This is a genomic window from Acidithiobacillus sp. M4-SHS-6, from assembly GCF_047421495.1.
Classification (GTDB): domain Bacteria; phylum Pseudomonadota; class Gammaproteobacteria; order Acidithiobacillales; family Acidithiobacillaceae; genus Acidithiobacillus.
This window is the reverse complement of record NZ_CP175559.1, coordinates 2,776,605-2,796,019: the sequence shown is the minus strand read 5'-3', so window position 1 is coordinate 2,796,019 and position 19,415 is coordinate 2,776,605. Positions and strand designations below refer to the sequence as shown.

Below are 19,415 nucleotides of genomic sequence, written 5' to 3'. Positions count from 1 at the left end.
TTGATTGATGCTATTTCGGATTTTTCAATGACCAGGCATGTTTTGCCATGGGCTAATATAAACAATTTGCCATATACTGGATTTGGCGGGCATATATATCTTATAAGATTCGTAAATGGTTTAGAAAATTTTTATTTGAGCGTTCAACTGTAATATCCGCATGAAGAAATTATATATTCCCGATCATTGGTTGTTTACTCTGTATGCATTACCTCTGTTTTTGTCCCCACTGAGTACCGCAGGTACAGGTATTTCCTTGGGCTTGCTGTTGCTAGGCTATGCTTTCAGTGGTTACTGGCGGAATTGGCGGAAGCTGCTTGCTAGGCCGTGGGTTTTGCCTTTCGTGCTTTTATTTGCCTGGACCATGATGGGCCTCATCTGGTCTTCTGATACAAACGCCGGAATAAAGGTAGTTGAGGCGACAGGTTTTGGTTTTTTTGCATTAATTGGTGCGACATTGCCATGGCAAGAACGTTGGGTAAAACTGTTCATTCGCTTATTTTTGGCAGGCATTGCGTTGAATGCGATTCTGGCCTTTTTGATGACTTGGAGAATTCTGCCTTGGATGAACACAGATAATCTTCCTTATACCGGTTTTAGTGATCATATATTTTTATCTCTTGTTCTGGTTCAAGCCTTGTTATGGCTGTTATGGGATTTTCAAAAATCATGGGCTATTCCCAAATGGGCTGCGGTAATATTGGGATTACTATTTTTTGTGCAGCTTATCATCACACCCGCCCGCTCTGGACAGTTGGCCTTTATCTTGCTGATGCCGTTGGCTATATGGTTCTTGTATCGAGGACGTTGGAAGTATTGGGCACTAGCAGTTCTGTGTCTTGGCGTAATAGGATTAGGCCTGTCTCCAATTGTACAGTCTCGTGTAGAATTGGGTCTCTCCAATGTCAAGCAATTTCTTAATAACCAAAATAGTACGACCACCAGTCTGGGAATTAGAATCGCCACCATGGAAGCGGGCTGGGAAATGTTGGTGGATCATCCTCTATTAGGGGTGGGTACGGGAGATTTTTCTGAGGTGATGCGAGAGCTGCAAAATACCGGTCAAGTGACCAATACCCCTGGAATTGTAAATACCTCAGCGGCTAATAGCTATTTGAGTGAGGCAGCTGTATTGGGGCTTCCAGGCTTGGGTTTACTATTATGGATGATGATTGCAGCTACAATGGAAAGTTGGAGGAACAGAAATTATCCACAGGGTTGGTTTGTTTTTATGTATCTGGCCGTTTTTTGGCTTGGCGGAATCTACAATACCATGAACTGGGGTTATGATAATGCTATTGGCTGGGCTTTGGTCATTGCTATTTCTCCGATTATCTGCGGAAAGCGTGCGTGAACGTTTCTGTCGTCATCATAAATTACAATGGAACTGCATATATTGCTAAATGTGTTGATTCATGTATGGTTGAAGGTTTCAAGGAATCTGAGATTATTGTTGTGGATAATGGAAGTATCGATGATTCTGTTGCACGAGTACACGACTTATATCCAGATTTACAGGTCGTTGCGAACTCCTGCAATGCCGGTTTCGCCAGGGCGGTGAATCAGGGAATTCGTGCGTCTTCCCAGGATTATGTGCTGATTCTGAATAATGATGCCCGATTGCTTCCAGGAGCCATAGAGGCCTTGGAGAAATGTGCTTCTGCGAATCCTGATGCTGCCTTGATCGGTGCCCGTCTGGTTGACCAAAATCTCCGTCCCCAGAATGTGGTGGCGCCTTTTCCCAACGTTTGGCGTGATTTGCTTCCCAGATTCTTGCAGAAGTGCTTCTTGCCCAGAGGTCAGATTGGCCGCATGGCTGATGTGCAGGAGCCCATGTCAGTTCCCACGTTGATTGGGGCTGCACTGATGCTGCGCCGGTCCGCGTTGCCACAACTGGGACTGATGGATGAAGACTTTTTCTTTTATCTGGAAGAAACGGAGTGGTGTCATCGTGCGCATGCTTTGGGTTTGGATGTTGTATTCTGCCCGCAGGCGATGGTGATGCATGAACTGGGAGGAACAGCCAATCGCTATCGTGCGGCTGCGCGGGTTGAATTTCATCGGTCCCGCCTCCTTTATGCCCGCAAGGTCGAGGGAAAACTGCCTTGGGCCATACTTTCGCTGAGTCTGTATGTATCCAGTACCCTGAATATGCTGAGTAACGCCTGTGCTACTGTATGCACCTTGTTCCTCATTCCTGGCTTACGAAGAAAGACCCGAATGTATGCAACACTATGTCTTTGGCATTGCCTGGGACGACCACGGAGCTGGGGCTTGCCCAACAAATGTCCGCAGGCTGCAGATGGATAGCCCTTCCCTGTCGGTTGTGTACATCAGTAAAAACGCCGAAAAACATCTCCGCGCTTCACTGGAGAGTGTTCGGGCGATTGCCGACGAGATACTGCTGGTGGATTGTGGTTCCACGGATAACACGGTGGCCATCGCGGAGTCATTTGCGGCGCGGGTGTTGCATCAGGAATGGTTGGGATTCGGAGGACAGAGGCAGTTTGCAGTGGACTCTGCCCGCCATGACTGGATTTTGATGCTGGATACGGATGAAATATTGCGTCCAAGCGCTCAGCCATTGATCCGCTCGGCTATTGCTCAGGAGCAAGCGACTGCCTTTAAACTACTCAGACAAAACTATATCGGACATAAACCGGTGCGTTACAGTGAATGGCGCAACGACTGGGTGCTGCGCTTGTTTGACCGGCGGCGTGGACATTACGATCCCCAAGCCTTTGTGCATGAGTCCTGGTTATGTGCGGATTCTGTTCAGCGCTTGCCGGGTATTGCTCTTGATCATTATTCCTTTGCTTCTCTCAAGGAAATGTTGCCAAAATTGCAGCGTTATGCGGAGCTGAATGCTGAAAAAGTCTATGGCCGGGGGAAAACCATCTCGGCCTGGGCGCCCATGGGGCATGGTGTATCGGCATTCTTGCGCAGTTATTTTCTCCGTCTGGGAATGCTGGATGGTGTCGAAGGCGCAGCCATTGCCTGGACTACGGCTCTGGGTGCTTTCATGAAGTACGCCATCGCCCTGGAAATGCAGGCGCAGGATAGGGATTCTTCATGAATTTACTGGTGCTGCGCCTCAGTTCCCTGGGGGATGTACTGCATACCTTGCCAGCCATTTCCGATCTCGCTATTCAACGTCCGGATCTGCAGGTGGATTGGTTGGTGGAACCCGCCTTTGCGCCCATTGTTGCCTGGCATCCTGGCGTGCGTAAGGCTATTCCTTTTTCTCTGCGCGCCCTCAAAAAAAAACCACTGGTTGCTCTGCAGACCCTTTTCCCGTTGCGCAGGGTGCTGCGGGCCAGCCGCTATGACTTGGTCCTGGATGCCCAGGGTTTATATAAAAGTGCCCTATTGTCGCGTTTGGCGGGTGTTCCGGTCATGGGGCTGGATGCCGAAAGCGCCAGGGAACCGGTGGCTTCCCGCTTGTATCAACGGCAATTTACCGTCCCTTGGTCCAGTTCTGCCATTGAGCGCAATCGTCAGCTCTTGGCTTTGGCCCTGAATTATCCGCTCCCAAATACGCCCCCGGACTTCGCCCTGGCCTGCCGCCGCCTGCAATGGCTGGAACAGCCACTGGAGGAGGCATTACAGTCCTTCGTGGACAAGACCTTTGTGATGGGTTTTCACGCGACCTCTGCCGCCTGGAAAACCAAGGAATGGCCCGAGGCCCACTGGATAGCCCTGGCGTCACGATTAAAGGGCAAGGGAGTGAGTCTGCTCTTGCCTGCTGCCGATGAACGGGAGCGCCAGCGGGTGGCGCGCATCCAAATCGGCGCCGATAATGTCCTGGCTCTTCCTCCCCTCAGCCTGGAGGGCTTGGCCAAAGTGATGAGCCGGGCGCTGGCTTTTGTGGGGATGGATACCGGACTTTCCTATCTGGCGGCAGCACTGGGACTGAATGGGGTGACGCTTTATGGACCCACTAGGGTCGCGCAAGCTTTGCTACGCAATAGCCAGCAAATCAGTCTGCAAAGTCCGCAATCCTGCGCCCCTTGCGGCAAAACCCGCTGCCCGTTGCCCGAGGCGCAAAATGGCCGGATACTGTGCCAGGAGGCGCTGGATCCTGATCGTGTCTGGCTTGCTTTATCTTCCTTGCTGGAGTCATCCGTTTCATGAATTCGCCTCTCAGGCTCTTGCCGGAAGAACGGCGCCGCTATCGTCGTCATCAGTTCTGGACAGACCATGGCCTGTTTCGGGAGTGCTTTTATGCCAATTTTCATGAAATGGTCCCCGGTGTTTTTCGTTCGGCCCAGCCTTCCCCTCGTCAGTTAAGGCGTTGGCAGCGGCACTATGGACTGAAGGCGGTGTTGAATTTGCGGGCTCCTGCCCCCCATGAGCCCCATTACCGTCTGGAACAGGAAGTCTGTGACGCCACGGGGATGCAGCATATTGTCCTGCACGGTTTTGGCTCCCGGGACTTACCCGAAAAAGAGCGTTTACTGAAAGCCATGGACCTTTTAACCGAATTGCCAAGGCCCTTTCTGTTGCACTGCAAATCGGGGGCGGATCGGGCCGGTTTCATGAGCGTCCTGTATCTGCATCTGGTGATGGAGCAGCCCATGGAGACCGCCCAGCGCCAGTTGCGGCTCTGGCCTTTCGGTCACATTCGTCATGCCAATACCGGGATACTCGACTGGTTTTTCAGCAGTTATGGCCAGGCTCTGGCGGCTGAACCGGACCTGACCCTGCGCCAATGGATTGAGCGCGATTATGATCGCCATGCGCTGTTGAAAAGTTTCCATCCCTGGTACCGACTGGATTGGTTGACCGACCGCCTGCTGCATCGCGAATGATGACGCGCCGGATTTATGCGGGAATACTCTTCCTGTTTACGCCGTTGCTCTGGATTTTCACCGGGTGGCGCGGCTGGCGTCGCCCTCCCTATGGGGAAAGGTGGTGGGAGCGCTTCGGTTGGGGAGCCATCCACCATGACCGACCCCTATGGATACACGCGGTGAGTGTGGGGGAGACCATTGCGGCGGTTCCCTTGGTCCAGGCCCTGCACAAACGCAAACCGCAGCTTCCGATTCTGGTGACCAGTACAACCCCCACGGGCGCAGAAATTGTCGCCCAACGCCTGGGTACGAGCGTGCGTCAGCACTATATGCCTTATGATACCTCGGCGGCGATGCGACGTTTTTTGCAGCGCCAGCAGCCGCGTCTCTGTCTCCTCATGGAGACGGAAATCTGGCCGAATTTATGCTATTGGGCCGCACGTTTTAAGGTACCGGTATTGTTGATCAATGCGCGCATGTCCCAGCGTTCGCTCAAGGGGTATGGGCGCTTTGCGGCTCTGTTCCGTCCGGCTCTCGCCAGCATGAGCGCCGTGGCGGCACAAAGCCCCGAAGATGCCGAGGCCTTCCGGCAACTGGGGGCCGCAAGAGTGGTCGTCATCGATAATATCAAATATGACCTTCCTGAGCCTCTGGAGGCCCGGGAAAAAGGACGCGAGTGGCGACAAAAGCTGGCAACCCGTCAGGTCTGGGTATTTGCCTCCACCCACGCGGGTGAAGAGAAAATGGCGATAGCCGTACTCAAGCAGCTACGGATAGCTTGGCCCCACCTTTTGCTGGTGCTGATTCCCCGGCATCCCCATCGAAGCGATGCGGTAGAAATGGAGCTGCAAGCGGCCGGGGTCTTGTATGCGCTGCGTTCTCGGGACATTGACGTTGAAAGTAAAAACGTCTTGCTGGTGGATACCTTGGGAGAAGTGATGGATTTTTATGCCGCTGCCGATCTGGTGACGGTTGGCGGCAGTTTTGTCCCTGTTGGCGGTCATAATCCACTGGAGGCGGCCGTACTTTCCTGCCCCATTGTTTTTGGCCCGCACATGGAAAATTTTCGGCGTATTGCGCGGGATATGCTGGACGGGGGTGCGGCAGTTCAGGTGGATGATGCCGACGCCCTGGCGCAGCAGTTGGCGCATTGGTTGCGACACCCGGAAATCGCTCAGGAACAGGGGAGCAGGGCTTTGGCCTTTGTCCAGAAGCAGCGAGGCTCCCTGGAAAAGATTCTGCAGCTTCTGGATGATCTGGATTGGTCCTAGCTCCGGCACCTGTCCTGGCAACTTTTTGCTCCAACGTCCCTTGCCTGTTGTTCTAAGGCTCATCCTGCTGTCAGGAGAGAACTCGCCCTGCGGGCTCAAACAGCTCTCCTGACGGGCGCTGGATTTCGCCAAGAACAACAACGGCTCGGGCCAAAGTCGCTGCAAAGCTGCCAGGACAGGTGCCGGAGCTAGGACAACAAAGCCCTCCGCAGTCGCGACAGACCTTCCTCCAGAGTGGCTCTGGGCGTGGCAAAATTCAGGCGGACAAAACCTGCCCCACCCGGCCCGAAACTGGGACCAAGGTTGAGGCCGAGGCCAGCTTTAAGGAGATTCTCCTGAATGGCGGTGTCGTCGCCATAGCTGCTGACATCCAGCCAGGCCAGGTAGCCGAACTCGGGAATACGATAACCCACATCAGGTAATTCCCGACGCAGAAATTCCTGCATGAACCGGGCATTGGCCAGTAGATAATGGCGCAATGCCGTTTGCCATTCTGCCCCCTGCTTCCAGGCGCTGGTCATGGCCTTCAGGGCACAGGCGTTGGTCTGATGGATCTGGCTGCGATACAGCTCATCCCGGAACACCTGGCGCAGTTCTGGGTCGGGAATGATGGCTATACCGCCGCCGATGCCGGCAATGTTGAAACTTTTGCCGGCCGAACTCAGCAGTACGGAGTGGGAAGAAAAAACCGGAAAGGGAATATGTTGGGTGTAACTGAGATCGGCATGAATCTCATCGCTGACCACCACACAATGGGCCGCACTACACAGATCAGCCAGGCGCTGCAGTTCTGCGGCGGACCAGACCCGTCCTACGGGATTATGGGGCGAACACAGCAATAACAATCGGGATCGGCTAAGGGCCTTTTCCAGCGCCGGCCAGTCTATGGAGTAGTCGTGGTCCGCTCCGCGCTGGAGTGGCGCGAGGAGCAGTTCGCGGTCGTTTTTCTGCACGGCCGTCATGAAAGGCGGGTAGATGGGAGGCATGACGATGACGCTGTCCCCCGGCCGGGTAAAGGCCCGTACAGCGGCAAACAAGGCTGGAACCACGCCGCTGATGCTGCCGGCGGCACCAGGTTCGGGACGCCAGCCATGGCGGGCTTCCATCCAGTCCTCGGCGGCCTCAAGCATGACCGGTTCATCGCTGGGATAGCCAAAAATAGGGTGTTCCAGCCGTTGCTGCAATGCCGAGATGATGCATTCCGGAATGGCGAAATCCATGTCGGCGACCCACATGGGCAGTACATCCCCGCCAAAGCGATGGGCGGCACCATCCCATTTCAGGGAACCGGTGCCCATGCGTTGAATGGGCGTATTGAAGTGGAAAATGGCCTCTTCCGGTTTTTTCATAAGCGTTCCCAGAGCGTCACCTGCGCAATGCTGTGTTGATATTTCCGGGCAGTTTCCCGTATGACAAAGGGTAAATCCAGGGGGCTTTCATCGCGCAAGCGGAAATGGGGCAATAAAATCTCTTTGAGGGCGTCGAATGTCGTGAGATTTTCGCCATCCTTTTTGAAGCCCCCCAGCCACTCACTGCGCGGGGTGTATTCCTCCAGCCAGGTGTAGGGGGAAGTGATGAGCAACAAGCCGCCAGGCAGGATGCGTTCACGAATGTCATCCAGAAACTGGCGGGGATGATACAGACGATCGATGAGGTTGGCCGCAATCACCAGATCATAATCCCGATACAAGGGCTTGAGGTTGCAGGCATCAGCCTGGTAAAAATGGACATGGTCGGCTGTTTCCCATAGTCCCAGCGCAGCCAAGTCGATGCTCTGGTAGCTGCTGAGCTCGCCTTCTTCGGTCAAGGTGTAGGAAAAATGCCCCCTTTCCCGCAACTGTACCCCCACGCTGATGAAGCGTGCCGAAAAGTCCAGGCCCGTTACATCCGGGCAATGTCGCGCCAGCTCAAAACTGCTGCGCCCTACCGCACAGCCCATATCCAGCGCCTTGCGCAAGGGCTTTCCGGTCCGGGCCTGCACAGCCAGTTCGGTCACCGCCACGGCAAAATTGGGGACGTCATAATAGCGGCGACCGTAATGAAATTCGGCATATTGGGACACCAGTGCATCGCTTTCATAAATGGGGATGTCCGGCAGGGCATTGGCAGAGGAAACATAACGGAATCCGGCATGCTGGAAGAAATGGCGACGGAAGGCATAACGGGCTTCGCGCTGCATTTCATTACCCAGACTGATGAAGGATCCTCCCTTGAGCAGGTTATGTTGCTGGTCAAAGGTGGGGACGGTGAAGTCATCGTAAACCGGATGGACCTCAAAGCCAGGGAAAGGATAAATGGGGGTGCAGGTCCATTCCCAGACATTGCCCATCAGGTCGTAAAAATCCCCCTGGGGAAACTGATCCACCGGGCAGGGCGAGCATCCTGCCATCAGGCCAATGTTGGCCGGGACATGGTCTCCCCATGCATCACTGTCTGCCAGTGCGCTGAGATCGCGCAGGTGGCGCCATTCATCTTCGCTGGGAAGGCGCAGTTCTTCACCCGTCTTGGCGGATTTCCAGCGACAAAAAGCGGCAGCCTCCAGGGCATTGACCTCAACAGGCCAGTTCCAGGGCATGGGTCGTTCCTCGGCAAGCAAACGCAGATGCCAGTCTGCGGAATGAGGAACCCAAAAGGTGGGGTGTTCCGCCCGGCTGAAGCGCCGCCAGGCATCGCCTTCTGCGCTCCACCAGGAAGCATTCCGGTAACCACCCTCTTCCACAAATTCGCGATATTCCCCGTTACTCACCAGAAATTGACTGGCCTTGAACGGTTGAAGGGTGATTTCGTGAGTACCGTATTCGTTATCCCATCCATATTGGTGGTCATCCCGGGCCTTGCCAAGACGAATCGCTCCCCCCGCTACCGGCAGGAGCCGATTAGCGGGTGCCTTGCCAGTCTGATCCCAGGGGGTGAAGGCGGCGACGGGAGCCACTCGGGACAAGGGTAATTGCCGTATCAATACCGAGCTGGTCTCCAGATGAATGTTTTCGTGCTCGATACCCATCAGAATGACCCACCAGGGTGAATCCCAGGTAATGGGGAGGGTCAGGGGTAATTCGGAAATGAGCTGATCGACCATCTGCCGCACCCGCTGACGATACTGACGGACGCTTTCCACGGTCGGCCAGTCGTAATGGGTTTCGTCCAGATCATCCCAGGACATCTCATCCACCCCGACGGCAAATACGGACTCCAGACGCGGATCGAGGCGGGCGTTGATCAGGCCGGCAAATTGCAGCTTGTTGACGTAAAAAGTGGCCGTATGTCCGAAATAAAAAATCAGGGGATGACGCAAGGGAATGGCTTTTTCCATCCAGGCCGCAGGACCCTGCAGGTGTTCAAACAGGGATTCATACAGAGAGAAGGTCTCATGGAACACTCCGCGGATTTCTTCCCGTTTTTGTTCAGCATTCTCACCGTCCAGGCGAAGTGGAGTAATGCGTGTACGCGCCATGTTTGCCCCTTTTTGCCATGCCTTTTTCGAATATGAGTCTAACACAAGCTACCGTCCGATCGGCTGTTTGGGAAGATGTCCTGCTTTGCTCTCAAGCGCCGTCCTTGAATCCCAGCTGTCGCCATGCTTCAAAAACACCTACCGCACAGGCATTGGAAAGATTCAGACTGCGCTGTCCTGGCCGCATGGGTAAGCGCAATACCTGCTCTGCCGGGAGGCTATTCAGTATTTGCGATGGTAGACCGCGCGTTTCCGGTCCAAACAGCAGGGCATCACCTTCCTGGAAGGCGCTCTGGTGATACAGTTTTTTCCCTTTGGTGCTGAAAGCAAAAACCCGTGCCCCGTCTAGCACATCCAGGCAATGTGACCAGTCCGGGTGGCGCCAGACCTCGGCAAATTCATGATAATCCAGCCCGGCGCGACGCAGGCGGCGATCATCCCAGGCAAAACCCAAAGGTTCCACCAGATGCAGGCGGGCGCCGGTGTTGGCACAAAGACGGATGATGTTACCGGTATTGGGCGGGATTTCCGGCTCAAAAAGAATCACCTGTAAAAGGGAATCAGGCATGGGTCGGGATCACTTCGCGAAGGGCCCGGGCCAGTACCCAGACATCAATGCGCTGTACCCCGGCACTGCGGAGCAATTCGGAAATTTGCGCGGCGGTGGTTCCGGTGGTCATGACATCATCGACGATGGCGACGTGGGCGGGCAGCTTGCCGTGCAGACTAAAGGCGGCGTCCAGATTTTCCCGGCGGGCAGCAGCACTCAAGCCCGTTTGGTGACGGGTATTCCGACAGCGTCGCAAGGCGGCGGGGCGCACCGGAATGCGCCAGCGCTTTCCCCAATGTCGGGCCAGGAGCAGCGATTGGTTGTAGCCGCGCTCGCGGAGCCGGAGGGCGTGCAGAGGGACCGGCAACAAGCATTCAGGACGAGAAGGAGCCTGACCTCCCCAGGTTTCCGCCCAGGTCTGTGCCAGAGCCCGAGTCCAGTCCAGGCGCTGGTGAAATTTCCAGGCCAGGATGGCGGTACTCAGGGGCTCGGCATACACAAAAGGGGTATAGACATGGTCGTAGGGCGGCGCTTCCACGGAACAGACCGGGCAGTCGCCATTGGCTTGCAGGGGCAGGGCGCAATAACTGCAGACCGCATCGGGCAGGCGGGGCCAGTCGCTGGCACAGGCGGAGCAGAGGGCGGCGCCAATTACGCCGCAGCTGCGGCAATGTTCGGGAAACAGCCATTGACCGATGCGCTGGCTGTTCCTGTAGATCAGTTGCAGAACGGACAAGGGAATGGACGTACCTTTTGCAGGACTGGAAGATGACATTTTCTGGATTCTCGCCTTTCAGGCCTGCATTGACAAGGCAGAACCCCCTCCTTATAAGAAGCTATGCCGGATACAGCAGAAAGTGACTGGAGTAAGCAGCTGGCGGATATTCGTCGTCAGGGCCTGTGGCGGGAATTGCTCCCCCTGCAGCCTGATCCCGTTGCCGACCACCCCAAATTTATAGACAGCGAAGGTCGTGCGTTACTTTCTTTTGCCAGTAATGATTACCTGGGTCTCAGCAGGGACCCTGCCTTGCAGCGCGCGGCGATTGCCGAAATGGAGAAGAGCGGCTTGGGCGCGGCTGCGGCTCCCCTCCTGGGTGGAGAGCGTCCAGTGCATCAGGCTTTGGCTGCAGATCTGGCCGCCTGGCTGGGGGCGGAAGCAGTCCTGCTGTTCGGCAGCGGCTATCTGGCGAATCTGGGCGTTATTTCGGCCCTGGTCGGTCGCCACGACCGGGTTTATGCCGATCGTCTCAACCATGCTTCCCTGGTGGATGGGGTACGCTTGTCCGGGGCGCGTCTGCAGCGCTACCGGCACGGAGATATGGCCCATTTGCAGCAGCTGTTGGCGCGTGGTGGCTCGGGGCGGATCTGGATCATCAGCGACGGGGTTTTCAGCATGGACGGTGATTTGGCACCGCTGCCCGAGATGGTAGCTCTCGCTCGCCAGTACCAGGCCAGCATCATTCTCGATGAAGCCCATGCTTTGGGGGTGCTCGGCGACCAGGGCAGAGGTACCCTCGCCCACTATCGGCTGGGTAATGCGGACGTGGCGGTGATCATGGGTACCCTGGGCAAGGCTTTTGGGGTGTATGGCGCCTTTGTGGCGGGCAGTCAGGATCTGATTGATCTGCTGCGTAACCGGGCCCGCAGTTTTATTTATCATACGGCCTTTCCGGCGGCCTTGGCGGCAGCAGCACGGGTTTCCCTGCAGAAGCTGCAGGCGGGTGAAGCACGCCGCACCCGATTGCATGCCCATCGCCTTTGCTTGCGCACCCAGCTTCCGGATGCCCCCTGGCTTCCCAGTGAGACGCCCATTCAGGGGCTGGTTTTAGGAGATACCGCAAGGGCTGTGAAGGTGTCTGGGCAGCTGCGGGAAGCCGGTTTATACTGCCCCGCAGTACGTCCTCCGACGGTTCCCCAAGGCAGCGCACGCTTGCGGGTGACCCTCAGTGCCGCGCATCGTCACGAAGATCTGCAAGCGCTGCTGACAGCCCTCCGGGAGATTTTATGAGCTGGTTTCGGGAACAGGCCGGGCAAGGGCCGACTTTGCTGCTGCTACATGGCTGGGGCATGGAGAGCCGGGTGTTTGCGGGCTGGCTCGCCCTTTTGGAGCCTTGTTTGACTTGCGTCACCTATGATTTGCCGGGACATGGGCGCAGCCCCTGCACTGCTACCGGCATGCATTGGCCGGATATGCTGCAGCAGTTGCAGGATATGCTCTCTCGGGAAGCGACTCCCCCCATTTTATTGGGCTGGTCTTTGGGTGGTCTGCTGGCGCTGGGCCTAGCCCTGAGTCAGCCCGGGCTCCTGAAGGGGCTGGTGCTGATGGCCAGTTCCCCGAGTTTTCGCCAACGGGCTGACTGGTCGGCAGGCATTCCCGCGGCGACCCTGGAGGATTTTGGTCAGCGTCTGGAAACCGATCCCCAAGGCACTCGCAAACGCTTTCTGGCCTTGCAGGTTTTGGGTGATCCACAAGGACGGCGGGCGCTCGACGGCATGACCGCGTGGCCAAATCCGGATCCCGCCTGTCTGGCTGATGGGCTGAGGCTGCTCCAGGAAGTGGATTTGCGCGATGCCCTGGACAGCTTGACCCTGCCGGTGCAGATCATTCATGGTCTTCAGGATCGCATTGTGCCTCCCGAAGCGGGATTTTACCTCCACCAACATATTGCGGGCAGCCAACTGAACATGGTGGAACAGGCCGGGCACGCGCCCTTTTTATCCCGGCCAGAACTTTGCCGGGATGCGCTTCTGGAGTGCTGGACATGAATCCTTCGACCCCGACCGCGGATTATCTGGAAAAGCGGGCCATTCGCCGCGCCTTTGATCAGGCTGCCAGCAGCTATGAGGCCAGCGCGGTTCTCCAGGATCAGGTCGGTCAGCAATTGATCGAGCGCCTGGATCTGGTCAAACTGGAGCCCCAATGGATTCTGGATCTGGGCTGTGGTACGGGGCTGCAAAGCCGCCGCCTGAATAGCCGTTATCCCAAGGCCAGGGTGCTGGCCGTTGATCTCTCTGCCGGGATGCTCCGCGTGGCACGTCAGCGCAAAAACTGGCGGCAGCGTCAGCATTATTGTCAGGGCGATGCGGAGCAACTGCCGTTGGCCACGGCTTCCATGGATCTGCTCTACGCCAATATGTCCATTCAGTGGTGTAATGATCTGGATCAGGTGTTGCGCGAGCTTGCCCGGGTTCTGCGCCCCGGCGGACTGCTGATGTTCAGCACCCTGGGGCCGGACACCCTGACCGAACTCCGGCAGTCCTTTGCCAGCCTCGATGATCACCCCCATGTCAGTCAGTTCCTGGACATGCATGATATTGGTGACGCGCTGGTGCGCCAAGGCTATGAAATGCCGGTGCTGGATGTGGAACATTATCAACTGACCTATGTGACCCTGGACGACCTTTTGCGGGATTTGCGCAAGGTGGGGGCCACCAATGCCAGGGCGGGGCGCCCCCGTGGTTTATTGACGCCTGCCCGATTGCAGAAACTGCGCGATGCCTATGAAACCTTCCGCAGTCAGGGGCGTTTGCCCGCTACCTACGAAGTGGTTTACGGCCATGCCTGGAGCAGCGGACCGCGACCGGTGCCGCGAGAGGATGGTGCCGTGGTCCTGCCATTGACCCGGATATCGAGACGCGCATGAACCACAGCGAAAGTTTTTCTGGCCTGCAGGCGCGTGGGCTTTTTGTGACTGGCACCGATACCGGCGTCGGCAAGACCGCAGTCACGGCCGCTCTTGCGCAACGTTGCCAGAAAGAAATGCCCAGGGTTGCCGCATTGAAGCCCATCGTCTCCGGCGTGGAAGCCCATGGGCAGTGGACAGATGTGGAAATATTGCGCGCCGCATCGACGCCGCCGCGCAGTTTTGCAGAAACCTGCCTCTATGCCCTGGATCTGCCCATCACTCCGCACTGGGCTGCGGCTCAAGCCGGGCTGCTGATAGATCGTCAGCAGATTCAACAGTTTATTATGACTCAGTCCGTCGGCATGGACGCCGTTCTGGTAGAGGGAGCCGGGGGGTTTCTCGTCCCGCTGGGAGAGGATTGGGGTTTTGCGGAACTGGCCCTTGATCTCCGGTTTCCGGTGCTGCTGGTGGTGGGTTTGCGTCTGGGGGCCATCAACCATGCCCTGCTCAGCGTCGAGGCCATTCTTGCCCGAGGCTTGCCCATGGCGGGTTGGGTGGCCAATCATCTGCACCCCGATCTTGCCCCGGGGACGCTGGAAACATTGCATCGACGCATGCCCATCCCCTGTCTCGGAGAAATTCCTTTTCAGGCAGAGGCATCGAGTGCCTGGAGAAGTCAGTTTCTGTCTCTTCCGGCCTGTTGGTATTGATGTTACGATTCAAAACACTGCCATAAAAAACTGAGGGCAGGGTATCACAGCGCGGCGGGTACTATCGCATAAGCCGGGATAGTGATCAGTCGATATTCTGATGGAGCGTGAATGTCATGAAATCATTCAAGAGCATAGCCTTGTTGGCAGTTGCGAATCTGCTTGTTTTTGTCGCCCTTTCCATTACTTTTTCTATCTTGGTCTATCTGGTCTTACCCGCTTTCGGTGTGGACCTGCGCGGAGTGGTCGGTATGGCCGATTTGCTCTGGGCCCTGGTGATCGGTTTTGGCGGCGCCTTTATTTCCTTGTTGCTGTCCAAACACATCGCGCGGGCCGGTATGCAGATGCAACGGATAGAGCACCCCTCGTCCCCCAAGGAGCGTCTGGTGTACGAAACGGTGGCACAACTGTCCACCCGCCTGGGTATCCAGATGCCGGAAGTATGGGTTTACTGGAGTGATGATCCCAATGCCTTTGCAACAGGTCCTGGGCGTAACCACAGCATGGTGGCGGTGAGCAGCGGGCTGGTGAATCTGCTCAATGATCAGGAAGTCCAGGCGGTGCTGGCTCATGAAATGGGCCATGTCTATAACGGCGACATGGTCAGCACGACCTTGCTCCAGGGGCTGATGAACACTTTTGTATTCTGGTTGTCGATGCTGGCGGCACGCCAGTTTGAAGATCGCCCCATGATTGCCTTTGCCGTTTCCATGATCTTGGAGGTGACCCTCTCTTTTCTGGCGCTTATTCCCATTACCTGGTTTTCACGACGCCGGGAATTTGCGGCCGATCGTTTTGCGGCCGAACAAATCGGGGCGGCAGCGATGATTTCTGCTTTGCAGAAACTGCATCAACGGGCCACAGCCCTGCATGTCGAGCATGACGTCGTCCGCGATCCCATGGCGACCGCCTATATTTCTGGGAGCTGGCAGGGTCTTTTTGCCACCCATCCCAGCCTGGAAGCGCGGGTGGCTGCTTTGCAGACGCTGCAAAAGGGGTATAGTTACCCCTAATATCTGATCTGGCGGGGAGGGATGGCTTGTGAAACGGCATGCAGGATTAAACCGTATTGCGTATTGAGCAGGCACGGCCCGTCCTTCTCAGCAGTACGGATCCTTCCGAAGCCTTTCCTGATCCGCTGCACGTCGAAAGTCAGCTGGTTGCAGTGGGAGGGGATTTGTCCCCTGCACGCATTCTTCAGGCCTATGCACAGGGAATATTCCCCTGGTTTGGGGAAGAGGATCCCATCTTGTGGTGGTCTCCTGATCCGCGTGGGGTGTTGAAACCCGATGCCGTGCATGTCAGTCGCAGTCTGCGTAAACATGCCGGCGCTGGCCCTTGGCAAGTGCGCCTGGATGGGGATTTTGCGGGCGTACTGGATGACTGTGCGGCACCGCGTTCCGGTCAGGGAGGAACCTGGATTACCGCCGGGATGCGCAGTGCCTATCTGGACCTGTTCGCCGCAGGACATGGGCATTGCGTGGAAGTTCTTCAGCATGGGCAGCGCGTGGGTGGGCTGTATGGCGTTGCTCAGGGCGCATTGTTTTTTGGAGAATCCATGTTCAGCCGGGTCCCCGATGCCTCAAAAATCGCGCTGGTCTGGTTGGCAAGACATCTCAGCTACTGGAATTTTGGGTTGATTGATACCCAGTTTTTGACTCCCCACCTGCAGAGCATGGGAGCAGGCGAGATGCGTCGCGCTGAATTCTTGCAGCATCTGGCTTTACTGAAAAATCGGCCGACGCCCCATGCCTGGCAAGCGTTTTTGTCTTGGGAACAAGTGTTTCGGCCATGAACTTCTTCATGTCTCCTTTACAATCCTGCCCTTATCTTCCTGGCCAGGAAGAATTGCTGGTGCTCAGCGATCCGTATGCGAAGCTGGGGGGGCGGGAATATGATCAGCTGCTCCAGAACGGGTTTCGGCGTAATGGGCCAGTAGCCTATCGACCCATGTGCCCCCAGTGTGATGCCTGCATTTCGGTGCGCATCCCGGTGGATCGTTTTCAGCCGGACAGGGGGCAAAAACGAACCTGGGCGCGTAATCAGGATCTGCAATTGCGTGTGGCAAAACCTTATCAGGATGCGCAACATGCCCAACTGTTTGCCGACTACCAGCGGCAGCGACATCCCGATGGCGGCATGGACCTAGAGTCAGAACGCTTATACACGGAAATGATGACGGAAACCGGGAACGTCGAGGCACGTCTCCTGATTTTTGAAAAGGCCGGTGAAGCTCTCGCGGTTGCCCTGATCGATCAGGTGGATAACGCCTTGTCAGCCGTGTACACCTTTTTTCGGCCAGATCTGCCGCAACGGGGTTTGGGGATTTTTGCCATCTTGAGCCAGATTGACTGGGCACGTCGGCAAGGGCTTTCCTACCTCTATCTGGGTTATTGGGTCGCAAACAGTCCCAAGATGGATTATAAAAGACGTTTTTCGCCCCTGGAGGGATTTATTGCCGGACAATGGCGCCCTCTTGCCCGCTGATCCATAAAGAAAGACGCACCATGCATAATGCCGCACCGGATATATTCCGTACTTTTTCACCCTGGGCTTTGACTGGTGTTTTGGGGCTGCTGGGCAGCGCCTGGGCTTTATCCGCCTGGCAGAAGCTGGGGGTGAGCAAGGATCTGCTCTGGTCGGCAGTCCGTGCGACCGTGCAGTTGGGCATCATGGGTTTCGTGCTGGGCTGGTTGTTCCGGCAACATCAGCCGCTCTTGCTGCTGGTTTTTCTGGTGCTGATGATCCTGATGGCCGGGCGCTTCAATCGCAAGCGTGGCGCGGGTATTCCCCATGCCTACTGGATTGGGGTGATCAGCATCGGCATTGCTGCAACGGTTACCCTGGCCTGGATGCTGTTTTCCGGGTTGGTATTCTGGCGTGGTGAATCTCTGGTGCCCATTGGCGGGATGATTATCGGGAATGCCATGAATGCCGTTTCTTTGGCCCTGAACCGGTTGCGCAGTGAAGTGGATCAGCGCGAGGACATGCTATTGGCCATGCTGGCGCTGGGTGCCGGACATCGTCAGGCCATGCGCAGCCTCTATGCTATTGTGGTGCGCAGTTCGCTGATACCGACCATTGATAGCCTGAAAAGTGTGGGTATGATTCACATACCCGGGATTACGGCGGGCATGATTCTAGCCGGTATGGCTCCCCTTGCCGCTGTTTCCATGCAATTGGTGGTGATGCTGATGCTGACGGCTTCCGTTACCTTGAGTGTCTCTACCGCAGTATTGTTGGCGGCGCCTTATGCCCTGACATTTTCACAACGTACAGAGGGATAATGCACATGGCATCACTGGCGGGGCGTTTTCGGGGATTTTTGCCGGTCGTGGTCGATGTGGAAACCTCTGGCTTTGATCCGGAACGCAATGCATTGCTGGAGGTGGCGGCTGTCATCATCGGAGGTGAGGTCGGGCAACTCAAACCCGTAGCCAGTCATCATTTTCACGTCATGCCCTTTACCGGTGCGGTGCTTGACCCGGCGGCCCTGGCTTTTACCGGCATTGATCCCTTTCAGCCGTTGCGGGGGGCGGTTTCGGAAGAAGACGCACTGCGCGGCATTTTTCGTGCGGTCCGCACGGCGGTCAAGGCTGCCCAATGTCGCCGGGCCATTCTGGTTGGCCACAATGCCGCCTTTGATCTGTCCTTTATCAAAGCGGCTGAAAAGCGTTCCGGAGTAAAAAACAATCCATTTCATTTGTTCAGTACCTTTGACACGGTCAGTTTGGCCGGCCTCGCTTACGGGGAGACGGTACTCGCCAAAGCGGCGCTGGCGGCCGGTTTGTCCTGGGATCATGCGCAGGCCCATTCCGCATTATATGATGCGCAGCAGACGGCCGAATTATTTTGCAAAATAGTGAATAGCTTTGATCTTAACCGGATACACTCCTAAAACGGTTCCACCAGCAGTCAACCCCATCTGCTTCTGTTAGAATATCCGCAACTACCTTATATAAGAGGGCAAACGATGCCTTATCGTCTAACCATTGAACCCAGCGGTCACGAGATGGATTGTGACAGCGATGAAACCATTCTCGAGGCGGCACTGCGTCATGGCTTCAATATTCCCTACAGCTGTCGCAATGGTACCTGTGCCACCTGTAAAGGACGCATTTTAAGTGGCACGGTAGATTACGGGGAGGTTGAGGAAAAAGTGCTCAGCGATACCGAAAAAGCGGAGGGTCTGGCGCTTTTTTGTCAGGCCATGCCCCTTTCCGATCTGAAAATCGAAGTGCGGGAGATTGGTGCTGCCAAAGATATCCAGATTAAAACCCTGCCCGCCCGGGTGGCAAAAATTGAGGATGTCGCTCCCGACGTACGTGTGCTGTTTCTCAAGATACCCAGTACGGAGCGCCTGCAGTTTTTGCCCGGGCAGTATATCGATATCCTTTTGAAGGATGGTAGCCGGCGGGGATTTTCTCTGGCGAATACTCCCAATGACGACGCCTTACTGGAATTGCATATCAAGAAAGTGGCGGGTGGTAGCTTTACGGGACATGTTTTCTCCGGCATGAAAGAAAAAGACATTTTGCGCTTCGAAGGACCGCTGGGGACTTTCTTTATTCGTCAGGAATCTACCCGACCACTGCTGATGGTGGCGACGGGCACCGGCTTTGCGCCCATCAAGGGGATGCTGGAATCCCTGTTTGCCCAGGGGTCCATTCGCCCGATCCATTTTTATTGGGGAGTACGTCATCCTGAAGATTTCTATTATGAAGTACTACTGCAGCAATGGCAGTCACAGTACAGCCATTTTAACCTGACCAAAATCGTCTCGCAGCCAGATAGTCGCTGGTCTGGCCCTACCGGCTATGTCACGGAGCAGGTCATTAAGGATTTTCCTGATGCCAGTGCCTTGGATGCCTATATTTGTGGTCATCCGGATATGGTCTTTTCTTTGTCTGCCGTTTTAGAACAGGCCGGGCTGGATCCAGAACATATATTTGCGGATGCATTTGTATTTGCCAAAGCAAAAACAAGCTGACATAATCTTTTTTATCGGTGT

General features: G+C 55.9%; 20 protein-coding genes. 16 read left to right on the top strand and 4 right to left on the bottom strand.

Going from position 1 to position 19,415, the window contains the following annotated elements; translation table 11 throughout:
- Nucleotides 1-160: 160 nt before the first annotated feature.
- The 6 genes from ACJU26_RS14570 to waaA are packed head-to-tail and all read left to right on the top strand — an operon-like array spanning nucleotide 161 to nucleotide 6,064.
- Nucleotides 161-1,354 (top strand): O-antigen ligase family protein, encoded by a 1,194-nt coding sequence (locus ACJU26_RS14570; protein ID WP_414040319.1) that lies wholly within the window; start codon nucleotides 161-163, stop codon nucleotides 1,352-1,354.
- Nucleotides 1,351-2,310, top strand: coding sequence for a glycosyltransferase family 2 protein (locus tag ACJU26_RS14565; protein ID WP_414040318.1), 960 nt, complete (start codon nucleotides 1,351-1,353; stop codon nucleotides 2,308-2,310). The genes ACJU26_RS14570 and ACJU26_RS14565 overlap by 4 nt, the downstream gene beginning before the upstream one ends.
- Nucleotides 2,303-3,076: a glycosyltransferase family 2 protein gene (locus tag ACJU26_RS14560; protein ID WP_414040317.1), complete on the top strand. Its 774-nt coding sequence runs from the start codon at nucleotides 2,303-2,305 to the stop codon at nucleotides 3,074-3,076. Before ACJU26_RS14565 ends, ACJU26_RS14560 begins: the two co-directional genes overlap by 8 nt.
- A complete protein-coding gene (waaC, locus tag ACJU26_RS14555) occupies nucleotides 3,073-4,134 on the top strand; it encodes a lipopolysaccharide heptosyltransferase I (RefSeq protein ID WP_414040316.1) in 1,062 nt (353 codons plus the stop codon). The genes ACJU26_RS14560 and waaC overlap by 4 nt, the downstream gene beginning before the upstream one ends.
- A complete protein-coding gene (locus tag ACJU26_RS14550) occupies nucleotides 4,131-4,811 on the top strand; it encodes a fused DSP-PTPase phosphatase/NAD kinase-like protein (RefSeq protein WP_414040315.1) in 681 nt (226 codons plus the stop codon). The genes waaC and ACJU26_RS14550 overlap by 4 nt, the downstream gene beginning before the upstream one ends.
- Nucleotides 4,808-6,064, top strand: a complete 1,257-nt coding sequence (waaA, locus tag ACJU26_RS14545) for a lipid IV(A) 3-deoxy-D-manno-octulosonic acid transferase (protein WP_414040314.1) — start codon at nucleotides 4,808-4,810, stop codon at nucleotides 6,062-6,064. The genes ACJU26_RS14550 and waaA overlap by 4 nt, the downstream gene beginning before the upstream one ends.
- A gap of 188 nt (nucleotides 6,065-6,252) precedes the next feature.
- Here the strand turns inward: waaA and ACJU26_RS14540 are convergent, their stop codons facing one another.
- The 4 genes from ACJU26_RS14540 to ACJU26_RS14525 form a co-directional block, all read right to left on the bottom strand.
- Nucleotides 6,253-7,413 carry a PatB family C-S lyase gene (locus ACJU26_RS14540; RefSeq protein ID WP_414040313.1) on the bottom strand — a complete coding sequence of 387 codons (1,161 nt, stop codon included), beginning with the start codon at nucleotides 7,411-7,413 and terminating at the stop codon, nucleotides 6,253-6,255.
- Nucleotides 7,410-9,518 (bottom strand): 5-histidylcysteine sulfoxide synthase, encoded by a 2,109-nt coding sequence (gene ovoA, locus ACJU26_RS14535; RefSeq protein WP_414040312.1) that lies wholly within the window; start codon nucleotides 9,516-9,518, stop codon nucleotides 7,410-7,412. The genes ACJU26_RS14540 and ovoA overlap by 4 nt, the downstream gene beginning before the upstream one ends.
- A 91-nt stretch (nucleotides 9,519-9,609) precedes the next feature.
- Nucleotides 9,610-10,086 (bottom strand): tRNA (uridine(34)/cytosine(34)/5-carboxymethylaminomethyluridine(34)-2'-O)-methyltransferase TrmL, encoded by a 477-nt coding sequence (gene trmL, locus ACJU26_RS14530; protein WP_414040311.1) that lies wholly within the window; start codon nucleotides 10,084-10,086, stop codon nucleotides 9,610-9,612.
- Complete coding sequence (locus ACJU26_RS14525; RefSeq protein WP_414040310.1) at nucleotides 10,079-10,843, bottom strand: ComF family protein; 765 nt, start codon at nucleotides 10,841-10,843, stop codon at nucleotides 10,079-10,081. The genes trmL and ACJU26_RS14525 overlap by 8 nt, the downstream gene beginning before the upstream one ends.
- Nucleotides 10,844-10,906: 63 nt before the next feature.
- Here ACJU26_RS14525 and bioF point away from each other — a divergent pair, with 63 nt between their 5' ends.
- The 10 genes from bioF (at nucleotide 10,907) to ACJU26_RS14475 (ending at nucleotide 19,394) form a co-directional block, all read left to right on the top strand.
- Entirely contained in the window at nucleotides 10,907-12,076 is a 1,170-nt protein-coding gene (bioF, locus tag ACJU26_RS14520) for an 8-amino-7-oxononanoate synthase (protein WP_414040309.1), read from the top strand.
- Complete coding sequence (locus tag ACJU26_RS14515; protein ID WP_414040308.1) at nucleotides 12,073-12,834, top strand: alpha/beta fold hydrolase; 762 nt, start codon at nucleotides 12,073-12,075, stop codon at nucleotides 12,832-12,834. The genes bioF and ACJU26_RS14515 overlap by 4 nt, the downstream gene beginning before the upstream one ends.
- On the top strand, nucleotides 12,831-13,712 hold the full coding sequence (bioC, locus tag ACJU26_RS14510; protein ID WP_414040307.1) for a malonyl-ACP O-methyltransferase BioC: 882 nt from the start codon (nucleotides 12,831-12,833) through the stop codon (nucleotides 13,710-13,712). The genes ACJU26_RS14515 and bioC overlap by 4 nt, the downstream gene beginning before the upstream one ends.
- Nucleotides 13,709-14,404 carry a dethiobiotin synthase gene (gene bioD / locus ACJU26_RS14505; RefSeq protein WP_414040306.1) on the top strand — a complete coding sequence of 232 codons (696 nt, stop codon included), beginning with the start codon at nucleotides 13,709-13,711 and terminating at the stop codon, nucleotides 14,402-14,404. Before bioC ends, bioD begins: the two co-directional genes overlap by 4 nt.
- A gap of 116 nt (nucleotides 14,405-14,520) precedes the next feature.
- Nucleotides 14,521-15,417 carry a protease HtpX gene (gene htpX, locus ACJU26_RS14500; protein ID WP_414040305.1) on the top strand — a complete coding sequence of 299 codons (897 nt, stop codon included), beginning with the start codon at nucleotides 14,521-14,523 and terminating at the stop codon, nucleotides 15,415-15,417.
- Between the two features lie 56 nt (nucleotides 15,418-15,473).
- Nucleotides 15,474-16,199 (top strand): leucyl/phenylalanyl-tRNA--protein transferase, encoded by a 726-nt coding sequence (gene aat / locus ACJU26_RS14495; RefSeq protein ID WP_414040304.1) that lies wholly within the window; start codon nucleotides 15,474-15,476, stop codon nucleotides 16,197-16,199.
- 8 nt (nucleotides 16,200-16,207) lie between these two features.
- Nucleotides 16,208-16,891 carry an arginyltransferase gene (locus ACJU26_RS14490; protein WP_414040303.1) on the top strand — a complete coding sequence of 228 codons (684 nt, stop codon included), beginning with the start codon at nucleotides 16,208-16,210 and terminating at the stop codon, nucleotides 16,889-16,891.
- Between the two features lie 20 nt (nucleotides 16,892-16,911).
- Nucleotides 16,912-17,691: an ABC transporter permease gene (locus ACJU26_RS14485; RefSeq protein ID WP_414040302.1), complete on the top strand. Its 780-nt coding sequence runs from the start codon at nucleotides 16,912-16,914 to the stop codon at nucleotides 17,689-17,691.
- 5 nt (nucleotides 17,692-17,696) lie between these two features.
- Nucleotides 17,697-18,302 carry a ribonuclease T gene (gene rnt, locus ACJU26_RS14480; RefSeq protein WP_414040301.1) on the top strand — a complete coding sequence of 202 codons (606 nt, stop codon included), beginning with the start codon at nucleotides 17,697-17,699 and terminating at the stop codon, nucleotides 18,300-18,302.
- Nucleotides 18,303-18,377: 75 nt separating this feature from the next.
- Nucleotides 18,378-19,394: a CDP-6-deoxy-delta-3,4-glucoseen reductase gene (locus ACJU26_RS14475; protein WP_414040300.1), complete on the top strand. Its 1,017-nt coding sequence runs from the start codon at nucleotides 18,378-18,380 to the stop codon at nucleotides 19,392-19,394.
- Nucleotides 19,395-19,415 lie beyond the last annotated feature (21 nt).